Source organism: Jannaschia donghaensis, assembly GCF_001403795.1.
Taxonomy (GTDB): domain Bacteria; phylum Pseudomonadota; class Alphaproteobacteria; order Rhodobacterales; family Rhodobacteraceae; genus Jannaschia; species Jannaschia donghaensis.
Genome location: NZ_CXSU01000005.1, coordinates 324,140 through 337,791, shown reverse-complemented (window position 1 = coordinate 337,791; position 13,652 = coordinate 324,140). Strand labels below are relative to the sequence as shown.

Annotated in this window: 15 protein-coding genes; 6 read left to right on the top strand and 9 right to left on the bottom strand. The window is 65.9% G+C overall.

Annotation, left to right across the window (positions count from 1 at the left end; translation table 11 throughout):
* Together JDO7802_RS18145 and ftsY are read right to left on the bottom strand one after the other, a co-directional pair.
* Positions 1-407 (bottom strand): hypothetical protein (locus JDO7802_RS18145; protein ID WP_055082187.1); only part of this gene is annotated, 407 nt, incomplete at its 3' end.
* 5 nt (positions 408-412) lie between these two features.
* Positions 413-1,600, bottom strand: coding sequence for a signal recognition particle-docking protein FtsY (gene ftsY / locus JDO7802_RS02260; protein ID WP_055082185.1), 1,188 nt, complete (start codon positions 1,598-1,600; stop codon positions 413-415).
* A gap of 91 nt (positions 1,601-1,691) precedes the next feature.
* On the opposite strand from ftsY, the gene JDO7802_RS02255 reads away from it, so the two are divergent.
* Entirely contained in the window at positions 1,692-2,570 is an 879-nt protein-coding gene (locus JDO7802_RS02255; protein WP_055082183.1) for a lytic transglycosylase domain-containing protein, read from the top strand.
* A 4-nt stretch (positions 2,571-2,574) separates the two neighbouring features.
* On the opposite strand, the gene JDO7802_RS02250 is transcribed toward JDO7802_RS02255, so the two are convergent.
* Entirely contained in the window at positions 2,575-4,323 is a 1,749-nt protein-coding gene (locus tag JDO7802_RS02250; protein ID WP_055082181.1) for an NAD(P)H-dependent oxidoreductase subunit E, read from the bottom strand.
* Positions 4,324-4,515: 192 nt separating this feature from the next.
* Between JDO7802_RS02250 and JDO7802_RS02245 the strand changes: the two genes are divergently transcribed.
* From JDO7802_RS02245 to JDO7802_RS17845, 3 genes are all read left to right on the top strand, one after another.
* Positions 4,516-5,556 (top strand): alkane 1-monooxygenase, encoded by a 1,041-nt coding sequence (locus JDO7802_RS02245; RefSeq protein WP_055082179.1) that lies wholly within the window; start codon positions 4,516-4,518, stop codon positions 5,554-5,556.
* A 27-nt stretch (positions 5,557-5,583) separates the two neighbouring features.
* Entirely contained in the window at positions 5,584-5,991 is a 408-nt protein-coding gene (locus JDO7802_RS02240) for a hypothetical protein (protein ID WP_055082177.1), read from the top strand.
* Between the two features lie 304 nt (positions 5,992-6,295).
* Positions 6,296-6,628 (top strand): hypothetical protein, encoded by a 333-nt coding sequence (locus JDO7802_RS17845; RefSeq protein ID WP_055082175.1) that lies wholly within the window; start codon positions 6,296-6,298, stop codon positions 6,626-6,628.
* 131 nt (positions 6,629-6,759) lie between these two features.
* Here JDO7802_RS17845 and JDO7802_RS02230 read toward each other — a convergent pair whose 3' ends face one another.
* From JDO7802_RS02230 to JDO7802_RS02220, 3 genes are all read right to left on the bottom strand, one after another.
* Complete coding sequence (locus tag JDO7802_RS02230) at positions 6,760-7,152, bottom strand: hypothetical protein (RefSeq protein WP_055082173.1); 393 nt, start codon at positions 7,150-7,152, stop codon at positions 6,760-6,762.
* A complete protein-coding gene (locus JDO7802_RS02225; RefSeq protein ID WP_245624086.1) occupies positions 7,149-7,844 on the bottom strand; it encodes an FG-GAP repeat domain-containing protein in 696 nt (231 codons plus the stop codon). The genes JDO7802_RS02230 and JDO7802_RS02225 overlap by 4 nt, the downstream gene beginning before the upstream one ends.
* A gap of 74 nt (positions 7,845-7,918) precedes the next feature.
* Positions 7,919-8,242: a 2Fe-2S iron-sulfur cluster-binding protein gene (locus JDO7802_RS02220; RefSeq protein WP_055082169.1), complete on the bottom strand. Its 324-nt coding sequence runs from the start codon at positions 8,240-8,242 to the stop codon at positions 7,919-7,921.
* Between the two features lie 181 nt (positions 8,243-8,423).
* On the opposite strand from JDO7802_RS02220, the gene JDO7802_RS02215 reads away from it, so the two are divergent.
* Both JDO7802_RS02215 and JDO7802_RS02210 read left to right on the top strand, forming a co-directional pair.
* Complete coding sequence (locus tag JDO7802_RS02215) at positions 8,424-8,924, top strand: peptidoglycan-binding domain-containing protein (RefSeq protein ID WP_055082167.1); 501 nt, start codon at positions 8,424-8,426, stop codon at positions 8,922-8,924.
* Entirely contained in the window at positions 8,921-9,652 is a 732-nt protein-coding gene (locus JDO7802_RS02210) for an acetyltransferase domain-containing protein (RefSeq protein WP_055082165.1), read from the top strand. The genes JDO7802_RS02215 and JDO7802_RS02210 overlap by 4 nt, the downstream gene beginning before the upstream one ends.
* Positions 9,653-9,699: 47 nt before the next feature.
* On the opposite strand, the gene JDO7802_RS02205 is transcribed toward JDO7802_RS02210, so the two are convergent.
* From JDO7802_RS02205 to hflK, 3 genes are all read right to left on the bottom strand, one after another.
* Positions 9,700-11,160, bottom strand: coding sequence for a Do family serine endopeptidase (locus JDO7802_RS02205; RefSeq protein WP_055082163.1), 1,461 nt, complete (start codon positions 11,158-11,160; stop codon positions 9,700-9,702).
* 244 nt (positions 11,161-11,404) lie between these two features.
* Positions 11,405-12,418, bottom strand: coding sequence for a protease modulator HflC (gene hflC, locus JDO7802_RS02200; protein WP_055082161.1), 1,014 nt, complete (start codon positions 12,416-12,418; stop codon positions 11,405-11,407).
* On the bottom strand, positions 12,418-13,590 hold the full coding sequence (hflK, locus tag JDO7802_RS02195) for an FtsH protease activity modulator HflK (RefSeq protein ID WP_055082159.1): 1,173 nt from the start codon (positions 13,588-13,590) through the stop codon (positions 12,418-12,420). Before hflK ends, hflC begins: the two co-directional genes overlap by 1 nt.
* Between the last annotated feature and the right edge of the window lie 62 nt (positions 13,591-13,652).

The window sequence follows — 13,652 nt, the reverse complement described above, 5'->3', positions numbered from 1 at the left end:
ATCTCGTTGGTCTCGTCCATCCGGAACAGCAGCGAATTGATCCGCAGCACCCCCGCCTCGGACGTCGTGTCGAAGGATATGCTGATGCCGGGTTCCGCCTGCTGTCGGATCAACCACGCCATCCGCGGATAGCCTTCGATGATCGGGTCGATCGCCAATCCCGTCACCCCGCCCGACAACCGGACCGGAAGGGCATCTGGCAAGGCGTCTATGTCTCCGCCCAACGATATGCGATCCGCCCGCCACGCGGTCGGAGCCGCGCCGAACCGCACGTCAGAGAAGAGGCATACGCCGGCAATGCTGTCGACCGTGTCCACCGTCACCGGCACGCGCGCGATCAACGCCTGGCACTCCATCTGCGTCGCCGCGCCCGCCGGCCCGGACAGCAGCGCCAGCATGGGCAGCATGCGTATCACGCCTCCAGCCCCACCAGGGCGGCGGCGAATTCCTCGGGGTCGAAGGCGTCCAGATCGTCGATCTGCTCCCCCACGCCGATCGCGTGGATCGGCAGGCCGAAGCGGTCGGCCAGCGCCACCAGCACGCCACCCTTGGCCGTCCCGTCCAGCTTGGTCATCACCAGACCCGATACGTCCGACAGCTTCTTGAAGACCTCCACCTGCGTCAGCGCGTTCTGCCCCGTGGTCGCATCCAACACCAGCAGGGTGTTATGCGGCGCGGTCGGGTCCTTTTTGCGGATCACACGGACGATCTTGGCCAATTCCTCCATCAGATCGGCACGGTTCGACAACCGCCCCGCCGTGTCGATCAGCAGCAGGTCCGCGCCGTCGGCCTCGGCCTTCGTCATCGCCTCGAACGCCAGCGACGCCGGGTCCGACCCCTGGGGGGCCACCATCACCGGCACGCCCGCGCGGTCGCCCCAGACCTGCAACTGTTCGACCGCCGCCGCGCGAAACGTGTCCCCGGCGGCGATCACGACCGATTTGCCCGCGGCCTTGAACTGGCTGGCCAGCTTGCCGATCGTCGTCGTCTTGCCTGACCCGTTCACCCCCACCACAAGCACCACCTGCGGGCGCTGCGGCGTCAACGGCATCGGCTTGGCCACCGGGTCCATGATGCGCGCGATTTCGGTCGCCATCAGGCGCTTGATCTCTTCGGAGGACAGTTTGCGCCCCATCCGACCCTCGGCCAGGTTGGCGGTCACGCGCAGGGCCGTCTCGACACCCATGTCCGATGCGATCAGCAACTCTTCCAACTGCTCCAACATGTCATCGTCCAAGATGCGGCGCGGGGCCGCCTCCGGCGCGGCGCGCCCCATCAGACGGCCCAGCAGGCCCGGCTTCGCATCCGCCTCGGACGGTTGGGCGGGGGGCGCGGACGGCGGTGCGACCGGATCGGGAACAGGGGCGGGCGCGGAGCGCACGATGGACGTCGGTGCAGGCGGCGGCACAATTTCGCTTCCGGGTGCCGGGGCGGCAGTCGTCGGAGCAGCCGGGGGCGAAGAAGACGCGGGCGGAGCCGCCACGGGGGCCGGGTCCGGCCCCGGATCGGACGTGCCATCCTCCACGATGGCGTCCAGACCTTCTTCCAGCTTGGACGACGACCGCGTCAGACGATCCTTGAGCTTCTTGAAGAACGACATCGGCTATCCCCTTTGGACCATCACCTAATATGCCGTGCTGTCATGTGAAAGTCCGGTTGACAGCCGACCGCTTCGACCCGACCGTCGCCGGATGTTCCGCCCCCTGATCCTGTTCATTTTTCTGGCGTTTCCGGCGTTGTCCGATCCGCCGGCCCCCAACGCCTGTTCGCAAGGGCTGGCGGGGCCGCGGCACTGCATCGGCGCGGAGAGTTTCGCGCGCGACGTCTGTACCCAGATCGCGGCCGAGGCGGCGCTCAACGACTTGCCGCCGGGGTTTCTGGCGCGGCTTTTATGGCAGGAAAGCCGGTTCGACCCAAACGCCGTCAGCCCCGCACGGGCCATGGGCATCGCGCAGTTCATCGCCTCCACCGCCCGGATGCGCGGTCTGGACGATCCATTCAATCCGGCCGATGCCATCGAAAAATCAGCCGCCTATCTGGCCGAAATGACGCGCCGCTATGGCAATGTCGGGCTGGCGGCCATCGGCTATAACGGGGGGGAACGGCGGGCCGAAGGCTGGATCGCGCGCACCGGCGGATTGGCGAGAGAGACGGTGGACTACGTCCGCATCATCACCGGCAAAACGGCAGAGACGTGGCGCGACGCCCCGCCCAAAGGGGAGACCTTTGCCCTGGACGACGACATGCCGTTTCAGAAGGCCTGCGAGGCAATGGCCGAAAACCGCCGCATCACACCCCTTACCCCGCCGCCGCCGCAATTATCCGCCTGGGGCGTTCAGGTCGGATACGGGCTGGACCAGTCTTCGGCGCGGCGGTCCTATGACCGGTTGGGGGCATCTTGCCGACGTGCGGCCCCCGTGTCGCGGCTGCAATTCGTGCCGCAGGCGCGGCGGGGCAGCGCCCGGTCCATCATCGCCGCACGCATCGGGGCCGACAGCCGGGATGAAGCGATCCGGATCTGCCGGGCGGTTTCCGCCGCGGGATGTATCTGCCGCGTCTATCGAAACTGACGCGTCAGACGTCGCGCGCCTGCTCGGTTCCATAGCCCTTGGTGGGCGGCGCATCCCCGGTGCCGCCGATCTCCTCGGGGAAATGCTCCATCACCAGCCGGATCGGATTGGGTGCCGCCTGCCCCAGACCGCAGATCGACGCGTCGACCATCGCCTGACTTATCTCCTCCAACAGACCGGTGTCCCAGGCGGGGGCCTGCATCAGTTTGACGGCCTTTTCGCATCCCACACGGCAAGGCGTGCATTGCCCGCAACTCTCGCTCTCGAAGAAGCGCAGCATGTTGAGCGCTGCGTCCCGCGCGCTGTCGCGGTCCGACAGCACGACGACGGCGGCCGATCCGATGAAACTGCCTAAGGTTTGCAGCATATCAAAATCCAGCGGCACATCGTCGATCGACGCCGGCAGCAGGCCCGAAGACGGCCCCCCCGGCTGGTAGGCCTTGAAGACGTGACCGTCGAGCATCCCGCCGGCGGCCGCGATGATGTCGGTGATCGTGGACCCGGCGGGCAGCAGGTGGACGCCGGGCGCTTTGACACGGCCCGAAACGGAATAACTGCGCAGGCCCGTCCGCCCGTTCCGTTCCACCGAAGACAGAATTTCAGGTCCTTCACGCAGGATGCGGGCGATCCAGTGACAGGTTTCGATGTTGTGAACCAAGGTTGGCCGCCCGAAGAGGCCGACCTGCGCCACGTAAGGCGGGCGATGGCGGGGCAATCCGCGCTTGCCTTCGATCGATTCGATCATCGCGGATTCCTCGCCGCAGATGTAGGCCCCGGCCCCGCGTCGCAACTCGACGTATCCGGGCGCGATCAGGCCCGCCGCTTCCAGCGCCGCGATCTCGGTCGCCAGAATGTGCAGGACCGCCGGATATTCGTCGCGCATGTAAAGATAGATACGCTCCGCCTCGACCGCCCAAGCGGCGATCAGCATTCCTTCGAAGAACAGATGCGGCACCCTCTCAAGGTAATACCGGTCTTTGAAAGTCCCCGGCTCCCCTTCGTCGCCGTTGACGGCCATCAGGCGCGGACCCGGATTGTTGCGCACGAAGCCCCATTTCTTGCCCGACGGAAACCCGGCCCCGCCCAGACCGCGCAGGCCCGATGCGGCAACCGTCCGCTGCACCGCGTCCCAATCGCCGCCGCCGCGCAACTCGGCCAACTTGGCGTATCCGCCCGCCGCACGGTAGGCGGCCAGCGCCTCGTATTCGGGGATGACGGGATGAAAATCGCCCGCCTGAATCGCTTCGGCGACCCGTGCCGGGGTTGCATGGTCCACGTGCAAATGTCCGATTTCCAGCACGGGGGCGGTGTCGCAGCGGCCCATGCACGGCGCGCGCAGAACACGGACGTCCTTCGGGTCGTGGCCCGACTCCAGCGCATCGATCAGCGCCTCCGACCCGGCCAGTTCGCACGACAGGCTGTCGCAGACCCGTATCGTCAAAGCGGGGGGGACGGGGTCATCCTCCCTCAGCGGGTCGAAATGGGCATAGAAGGTCGCCACCTCCCAAACCTCGGCCATCGAAAGGCGCATCTCCTCGGCCAGGGCACGCAGATGGGCGGCGGATTGATGGCCGTAAGCATCCTGGATCAGATGCAGGAATTCGATCAGCAGATCGCGGCGGCGTGGACGGTCGCCCAGCAGCGCGCGCACCTCGGCCAGCGCGTCGTCGTCGTATTGCCGACCCTTGGGCGTGGCGCGACCGCGGCCCTTGCCGGACTTCCAAACGCCCTTCTTGTCCTGTCCGTCCAGCATCGTCGTCCTCCGCGCGGGTGCAGCACCACGATAGGCGTGGTGCCCGGGGGCAAGCGGCACGAATGCGACCCCGGTCCCTTCGTTTGCGCTCTGACGGCAGGCGTCGCAAGGCCAGGGCGCGACCATGAGCGCCCTTCTTTCTCCCGATTTCGCGCGTATGATGTCGGCTGTTCCCGATCGGAGACGTCGTTCATGCTCGCCCTCGCTCCCTATATCGCCGCGCTTGGCCTGTCGGTCGGTCTGCTGGTGGCGGGTGCCGTCTGGGACGGCCTGTGGGATTTCGCGTCTCTGGTCTGGATGGCGATGGTCGTCGCCTGCCTTGACCACATCTTGCCCGAACATTCCGACGCACCGGACGAAGCGGGGGCGAAGGCCCTGACCGTCGGCCTGGCGCTGATCCACTTTCCGCTGCTGGCCGTGGCCGTCTGGACGCTGGCGCAAGGGGGGCCGGTCTGGAACTGGATCGCCTATTTCGCGGCGGCGGGGCTCTATTTCGGACAGATCATGAATTCCTGCGCGCACGAATTGATCCACGCGGGTGGGCGTGTCCGCCGCGCCTTGGGCCGCTGGATCTATGTCACGCTTTTGTTCGGCCATCAGACGACGGCGCATCCCGGCGTCCACCACATTCACGTCGCCACGCCCGAAGATCCGAACACCGCCCGCTATGGCGAGGCGTGGTGGGTCTTTTGTTTTCGCGCGTGGCACGGGTCGTTCTGGAAGGGTCTGGCCGTCGAAAAGCAGCGTCAGCGCCGCAAGGGGCGGCATGGCTGGAACCGGCGCAATCCGTATTGGGTCTATCTGGGCGGGGGCTGGCTGGCGATGGCGTTGGCCTTTGGGACGTTGGGATGGGCCGGGTTGGCCGCATATGTCGCGCTGTGCCTGCTGTCGCACAGTCAGCTTCTGATCACCGACTACGTGCTGCACTACGGCATGCGCCGGACCTGGATGGGGGAGCGGTATGAGCCAGTGGGACCGCAGCATTCGTGGAATGCCCCGCATACCGTGACCAACCTGCTGACCCTTCATGCGCCGCGCCACTCCGACCATCACGCCCACCCCACCCGTGGGTTCGAGGCGCTGCGCATCGGGGCTGATGCGCCGGTCCTGCCCTACTCCCTCCCGGTGATGGTGACACTTGCACTCTGGCCGCATCTCTGGCGGCGGGTGATGAACCCGCGCGTCGATGCCCTGCCCCGATCGCAGACGTCCATGGACACCGCCGCCGCCTGAGGGGATGATGACCGGAAGGAGACCCCGATGCGCCTTTTACCGACGATCCTTGCCCTGTGCCTGACGACCTTGCCCGCTGTCGCCGAACGCATCGTGTCGGCGGAGGAGTTCGAGCAAATGGTGGCCGGCAAGACCCTGCACTTCGACCGTCAGAGCGAGCCCTTCGGCTCCGAGCAATATTTCGAGGACAAACGCGTCATCTGGGCCTTCGAAGGCGGTGGCGAATGTCAGCGCGGCATTTGGTTCGAGAATACGTCCGGACAGATCTGCTTCGTCTATGACACCGATCCCGCACCACAGTGCTGGGATTTCCTGGAAGGCGACGATGGCCGGTTTCGCGCGCGGCTGAACGGCTCGCCGCCGGGACAGGATCTGGTAACGAATCGCGTCACGCAGGAGTCGTTGGACTGTCCGCTGCCCGATCTCGGCGTCTGATCGAAGCCGTCGCTTCGCCGACCGGGGCGCGACCCTCGCCCGACCCACACCTTCCATTTCAGTTTTCCGCCCGCCGCTCACGCGCGCGTCAAAATCGGACCACGCCCCGTGAGGGCGGTGCGGGTCAGACCAGCGTCTGTGCGCAAGCGCACCTATATCCCACAATTCTCACGCTTCCGTTTGTTGAACGACAGCTCACGGACCCGTATCTCTCTCCCATCGGCAGGGCACACACCGCGCCCCGCACCTCTCAACCGGATCCGCCGCATCAACCCGCGGTCCACCGCATCTAAGGATAAGACCCATGAAAACCATCACCGCAGCCCTCCTCGCCGCCGCCGCCCTCACCGCCCCCGCCTATGCCGAGGTCGCCACCGGACCCGCCGCCGCCATCGCCCACTTCAACCAGGACGCCGACAGCCAGGACGGCCGCAACATCCTGACCGACGGCGGCACCGGCGTCACCGTGTCCAGCCGCTCAGGCAATTCGGGCGTCGCTTTCGCGATCTTCAACGCCGATGCCGACAGCCAGGACGACATTCGCGGCCTGAACGGCGCGACCCGCTACTCCGGTCAGCCGACGCGCGCCGCCGACATCTTCGCGGACATCGCCGCCGAAAGTGCACAAGACGAGTAAGCGCAGACTTTCCCGGACGCCTCCCCAATGCGTCCGGGACGCCCGCCACCCGTCTTTCCCCAAGGTAAAGGGTGCGCTGCGGCCCGGAAGGCCCCCGCCTCGGACGTCGGTCCGACGGGGGTCTTCCTTTGTCACGACATCGGTTCGCCCACGCATTCCAGACGCCGTTTTTCCAGCCTGGCGAGTCGCTGAACCTCACCGTTGAGCGTGGACCGGACATAAACGTCCCCGCCCTCCTCGAAGGGAAGCCAGCAATGATCGGTGTTCGGATCGTCGTCGTAGACGAAGCAAACCGCCGCGCCGCGGGCCGTGACCTGCCCCAGCGCGCAGCTTCCGTCGCTGCGGGTCCAGACGCTGCGCTGTCGGTCGATGAACCGCTCCACACCCACCAACACGTCCGATTGCTCCAGCATGAAGGTCACCGTCTGACGATCCACCAGATCGAGAAACGCCTCGGGCGTGACGGGCGTTTCCTGCGCTTGCGCAGTCGCCGTCAGGGCAAGAAATGCAAGCAGCCGGATCACTGGCAGGCCACCGCGCGCACCGCCGCCGCCGGGCTGAACGGGCCGATATCGCGGGCGGCTATGTCCGCCCCATCATACGTGACGGCAAGCATCCGGGTGCGGTCGGCGTTGGACAGGACGATCTCTGGTCCCTGACCGCAATCGCGCAGGCCCCCGTGGATAACCTCGTCGCCGATGGCGTGGTTGGTCAGGCCGCCCGCGCTGGCCACCTCGCGGAAGTCGCCGTTGGCGTAGCGCCAGATGCGGAGGGTCTTCGCCAGATGCGGGCGGTCGACATAGGCGATCTCCACATGGCCGTCGCCGTCAAGATCGCCGATGGCGGCGGGGGCGAGCCAGCGGTGGCGCTGCCCGATGTAAGGCGTGGCGGCGAGGATTTCGAGCGCGTCGCCGCGCAGGGTATAGACGACGAGCTGCGCGCCTTTGGCGAAGCTGGAGCGGACGGCCACGATGTCGGCGCGACCATCGCCATCGACATCCGTCAGTCTGGGGGCGATATCTTCAAAAACGTGGTTGGCACCGGCGGAAACTGTCGCAGCAAAGCAGAGCGACGCCATTCGTCGCGTCTGCGCGCCAAGCGTCTTACCGTCCAATACGTCGCCCATGATGCCGTGACCGTAAGAGTCGCTGGCATCGGCATACCAGACCGTCGTGAACGGAGAGGTCGTCTCGGAAAACACCAGGCTTCCAGGCACATGATCGCCCCATGGTAACACGCACGCCCACGCAGGCGCGGCGCTCACCAGCAAGGCCAGCGCCGCCCAGCGCATCAGATCTGCTTTTCGGGCATCTGCACGACCAGACCGTCCAGCGCATCCGTCACCTTCAACTGGCACGTCAGGCGCGAGCGTTCGGCGTCGGGCTCATAGGCGAAATCCAGCATATCTTCTTCCATCGGATCCTTCGCAGGCAGCTTCTCGACCCACTCCTTCGCCACATAGACGTGGCAGGTCGAACAGGCACAGGCCCCGCCGCAATCGGCCTCGATGCCCGGAACGCCGTTGTCGCGCGCGCCCTCCATGACCGTAAGGCCGGTGGGGACGTCGATGACATGCTCTTTGCCGCCGTGTTCGATGTAGGTGATCTTGGGCATCGGAAACTCCTGATAGGTCGTCCATGGACGTAGCGCCGCGGTGGCGCGCGTGCAACATTCCGCACGTCCTTCTTCGCCGATCGCGACCTCACTGGGCGCGCCGTGTTTGTGACGGGGCCCTTTTCGGATAAGGCTTTGTCCAAAGCGCGGCATCAGACCGCGTGCCCGAAGGCCTGAGCATATGATCCGACCGATCCTTCCCCTGCTGCTGTGCGCGCTGGCCGCCTGCGCGACCGCCGTGCCGGAGCCCGTCACCCGGATGCTCGGCCCGCTGAACGCGGCACCGGGCAGCTGCCACGCGAAGGGGATCACACCTGCCATTCTGGAGACGGTCACCCAGCAGGTTCAGGAAGCGCCGGAGCTTCGGGATGCCGTCGGCATGGTGGTCGAACCGGCGCGGTTTCGCACCCTGACCTCCACCCGCATCGTGCGGGCCCGCGGCGAGCATTGGTTTGAAATTCCCTGCGACATCCGCCGCGGCGACCGCGACTTCATTCAGCAAATCCAGCGTGCGCTAACCGTGCGCGAATACTACGCTGGCGAGATTCACGGCCTGTACGACGTGCCCACCCGGGCCGCCGTGCGGGCCTATCAGGACACACGCGGGCTCGAAAGCGGGACGCTGTCGCTCGACTCGGCCAAGGCGCTCGGGCTGGTCGAACTGGGGCGCGATGTGTTTTGACGGTTCCATCCCATCGCCTGATCGCCATCGACTGGCTGCGCACGCTGGCGATCGTGGCGATGGCCATTTTTCATTTCGGCCGGGATTTCGAGGTTCTGGGCCTGGTGCCGCCCGGCACGACCTTCGGCGGCCTTTGGGACATTTCAGCCCGAGCCATCGCGGGCAGCTTCCTGTTTCTGGCCGGGCTCTCGCTCTGGCTGGGCCACGGTGCGACGTTCCGGCGGCGCGCATATCTCAAGCGTCTCGGTCTGATCGTCGTTGCCGCCGCCGGGATCAGCCTCGTGACCTACTTCGCGGTTCCGGGTGCATGGATCAGGTTCGGTATCCTGCACTCCATCGCGCTCAGCAGCATCTTCGGCCTTTTGTTCCTGCGGGCCCCATGGGGGCTGACGGTTCTGGCGGCGGCGGCGATCCTGTGGGGGGGACCACAGCTTCAGTCACCGATTTTCGATGGGTCGGTCTGGCTGTGGACCGGGCTGTCGACCACCCTTCCGCCGATGATCGATTACGAGCCCATGGTGCCTTGGCTCGCCCCGTTCTTGCTGGGGCTGGCGTTCGGGCAGATGGGCGGCAGTCGTCTTCTGACGTGGGGACCGGCCGATCCTGGTAAGTGGGCGCGACGACTGGCCTGGCCGGGGCGGCACGCGCTTGCCCTTTATCTGATCCATCAGCCGGTGTTGATCGCCCTGCTGAGTGCGGGTGCGTTTATCTGGTACCGGGTGCTCTGAATGAAAACGGGCCCCGAAGGGCCCGTTCCGATAGGTATCGTTGGCGGTCAGCCTTCGGCAAGCGGCAGGGCCACAAACCGTGCATCCTCGCCGCGCCGCACCAGCAGCAGGAAGGATTTCTGCCCCGCCTCCTGCGCGGTTTCGATCCGCTCCTCCAGGTCGGCGACCGTGGTCACGGCGACCTGGCCAGCTTCCTCGATCACGTCGCCGGCGCGCAGGCCCTTCTCAAAGGCCGCCGAATCGTCCTCGACGTCCGTCACGACCAGACCTTTGGCATCTGCATCCAGATCGAGCTGGCCGCGCAACTCCTCGGTCAAAGAAGAAACCGTCAGCCCCATGATGGTGCTCTCGGCCGGCTCCTCGGGGGAAGCGGAGGCAGGGATCGGCGCTTCCGCGTCTTCGCGGCGGCCCAGGGTGACCAATAGGGTCTGCGTCTCGCCGTCGCGGAAAATGACGACGCGAACGGCCTTGTCGACGGGCGCGTTGCCCACTGTGCGGACCAGTTCCTTGGTGTCGGCGACATCCGTGCCGTCGAAGGTCAGGATCACGTCCCGCGCCTCAACGCCGGCGTCCTTGGCCGGGCCGTCGGGGACGTCCGTCACAAGGGCACCGCGGGCACGTTCAAGGCCCAGCGCCTCGGCCAGTTCCTCGTCCACGTCCTGGATGCGAACGCCCAGCCAGCCGCGCCGGGTTTCCCCGAACTCCTGCAACTGATCGACGACATTGGTCACGACGTTGGACGACATCGCAAAGCCGATGCCGATGGACCCGCCCGTGGGCGATAGGATCGCGGTGTTCACGCCGATCACCTGACCGTCGAGATTGAACAGCGGACCGCCCGAGTTCCCCCGGTTGATGGCCGCATCGGTCTGGATGTAGTCGTCATAGGCCCCCGAAAGTTCGCGGCCCACCGAGCTGACGATACCGGCGGAGACGGAGAAGCCCTGACCCAGCGGGTTGCCCATGGCCATGACCCAATCCCCGGTCCGCATCGCATCCGAGTCGCCGAATGGCACGAAGGGCAAGGGGGTACCGTATTCGACCTTTAGCAGGGCGATGTCGGTGTTCGGGTCGGTTCCGATCAACTCCGCCGGAAGCTCCTGGCCCGAAAAGAATTCGATCAAGATCTCGTCGGCGTTCTCGATGACGTGATTGTTGGTGACGATGTAGCCGTCTTCGGAGATCACGAAGCCCGAGCCGAGCGCGCTGCCGCGTCGTGACGGGGGCTGGGGTATCTCGCCCTCGGGCTGACCGCGGCGGCGAAACTCCTCGAAGAAGTCATCCAGCGGATTGCCCGAATTCGGACCGCGCGCGCCGGCGGTGACAGTGGTGTTGGTGGTGATGTTCACGACCGCCCCCGACACCTGATCGACAAGATCGGCGAAGGTGTCAGGGCGACTTTGGGCCGCCGCGGTCAGAGCGGACGCGATCAGGAAGGCGACACCCAAAATCAGGGCCGTCAGCGCGCGCAGGGGCGCAATCACGGGTCGTTGCAGGTTTGTGTCCATTTTCAAGGAAGTCCTCTGTCTGATGTCCGATGGCGCCCGTCTGCGGCGGCCGCGCCGTGCGTTGCATATCCGCATCGGTCGGCGTCTGTTCAACGCACGTCCAATCACATGGCCGTGAGAGCGCTTGCTGCCGTAAGGATAGGGCGCGGCGCGTGGGTGGCCAAGACAATCTTTTGTGCCCCGTTCGACGCGGCATGAAAAAGGGCCGCCCCGAAGGACGGCCCCGTCGTCAGATCCGGTAGAATCAGTTGCCGATCGCCGGGGCGGCGGCCTCCTGTTCCGTGTCGGTGTCCGTTTCGGCTTCGGCGTCCGCTTCGGCATCGTCCGGCGGGGCGGTACCGGTCGTCGGGGCGGCCGCTCCGGCGGGCGCGGCTGCGGCACCGGTGTCGCCCGGTATGCGGTCGGTCTTCAGGTAATCGAAGAACTCCGAATCCGGCGACATCACCATCGTCGAATTCGACCCCTGCAAGGCGCGGGTATACGCCGTCAGCGAGCGATAGAACTCGAAGAACTCCGGATCGGCGGTGAAGGCCGTCGCAAAGATCGCGTTGCGACGGGCATCGGCCTCACCGCGTGCGATCTCGGCGTCGCGGGCCGCATCCGACGTCAGTTCCACCACGGTCCGATCGGCCTGGGCCCGGATCCGCTGCGCAGCTTCCTCGCCGCGTGCGACCTCGTCCGCCGCCTCCCGCTCCCGTTCGGCACGCATACGTGCGAAGGTCGCATCGAGGTTCTGGTCGGGCAGGTCCGTCCGCTTGAGCCGGACGTCGATGATCTGGATGCCGAGGTCGGCGGCCTGCGAGCGCGCGCCCGTGGCGATGCGCAGCATCAACGCGACCCGGTCTTCCGACAGAATGTCGTTGGAAGAAACCGAGCCCAGAACCTCTCTCAACTCCGAGCGCAGGATCGAGTCGAGGCGCTGCTCGGCGGCGAGGATGCCGCCAGCACCGACTGCATTTCGGAACTGCACGACATCGGTGATGCGGTAGCGCGCGAAAGCATCGACCACGAGACGGCGGTCGTCGGAGGGTGTAACCTCCAGCGGATCGACGTCGCGCGACAGAATACGGTCGTCGTAGTAGACGACTTCCTGAATCAAAGGCAGCTTGAAGGCCAGCCCGGGGTCCTCTTTGACGTCCACCACACGGCCGAACTGCAGGACCAGCGCTTTCTGGCGTTCGTCCACGACGAAGAGCGACGAGAAGATCACGACGATGATGACCGCCGCCACAGGCAAAAGGAATGCGGAGCGTTTCATCAGTTGTTACCCCCTTGGGTCGCGCGACCACCGCGCAGTTCATTGAGCGGCAGATAGGGTACGATGCCCTGGCCGCCTCCGTTTCCACCGCCGACATTGCCGTCGATTATGATCTTGTCGACATCGCCAAGAACCTGCTCCATCGTCTCGAGGTAGAGGCGTTTGCGCGTCACTTCGGGTGCCAAGGCATATTCTCCCAGAACGGCGGTGAAGCGGCTGGCTTCACCCGTCGCTTCGTTGACGACGCGGGCGCGATAGGCCTCCGCCTCTTCAAGAAGCTGTGCCGCCTCACCACGCGCGCCGGCGAGAACCTGGTTGGCATAACGATCGGCGTCGGATTGCAGACGGTCACGCTGCTGCTCGGCGGCCTGCACTTCGCGGAAGGCGTCGATCACCTGCTCGGGCGGGTCGGCCCGGTCGAAGTTGACGCGGATCACCTGCATGCCCGAGTCGTAGCTGTCGAGCGTCGTCTGGATGATTTCGCGCAACTCGTCCGCGATGATGCCCCGATTCGTGTTCAGGATCGGCGCGAGTTGCGACCGCGCCACGATCTCGCGCATGGCCGATTCCGAAACGGCGCGGATGGTGGCATCGGGGGCAGCCAGGTTGAACAGGAATTTCGCGGGGTCGGTGACGTTCCAGACCACCTGGAAGTCGATGTCGACGACGTTCTCGTCACCCGTCAGCATCAGACCGAATTCGTTCCGATTGCCTCGGTTCTGACCGATATCGACGGTTCGTTCGGTCGTGACGGGGATCACTTCGGCGGTGACGACAGGCCACGGTGCGAAGTTCAGGCCCGGCTCACCGATGCTGGAGAATTCGCCCAGGAACAATTCGACCGAGCGTTCTTCGGGCTGGACGCGGTAGAAGCTCAGGAAGAGCCAGAGGAGCGCCAGCAGAACGATACCGATGCCGATCATCGGACGCGTGACCTCGAATCCGCCGCCACCGTTCGGGCCACCGCCGCCAGTGCCGCCGCGACCGCCCATCAGGACGCGCAGTTGATCCTGCCCCTTTTTGACGAGCTGGTCGATCTCGGGCACGCCTTGCTGGCCCCGGTTCGGGGGTCTGCGCCCGCCGTTCGGGCGGTCGGAGCCACGATTTCCATCGCCGCCATCGCCACCGCCAGAATTGCCGCCGCCCCCCCAGGGGCCTCCGCTACCTGCCATCAGGATCGTCCCTTCGAAAACATGTCATTCGCTGCCGTGTAACATCGTTCCCCGCCGGGGGA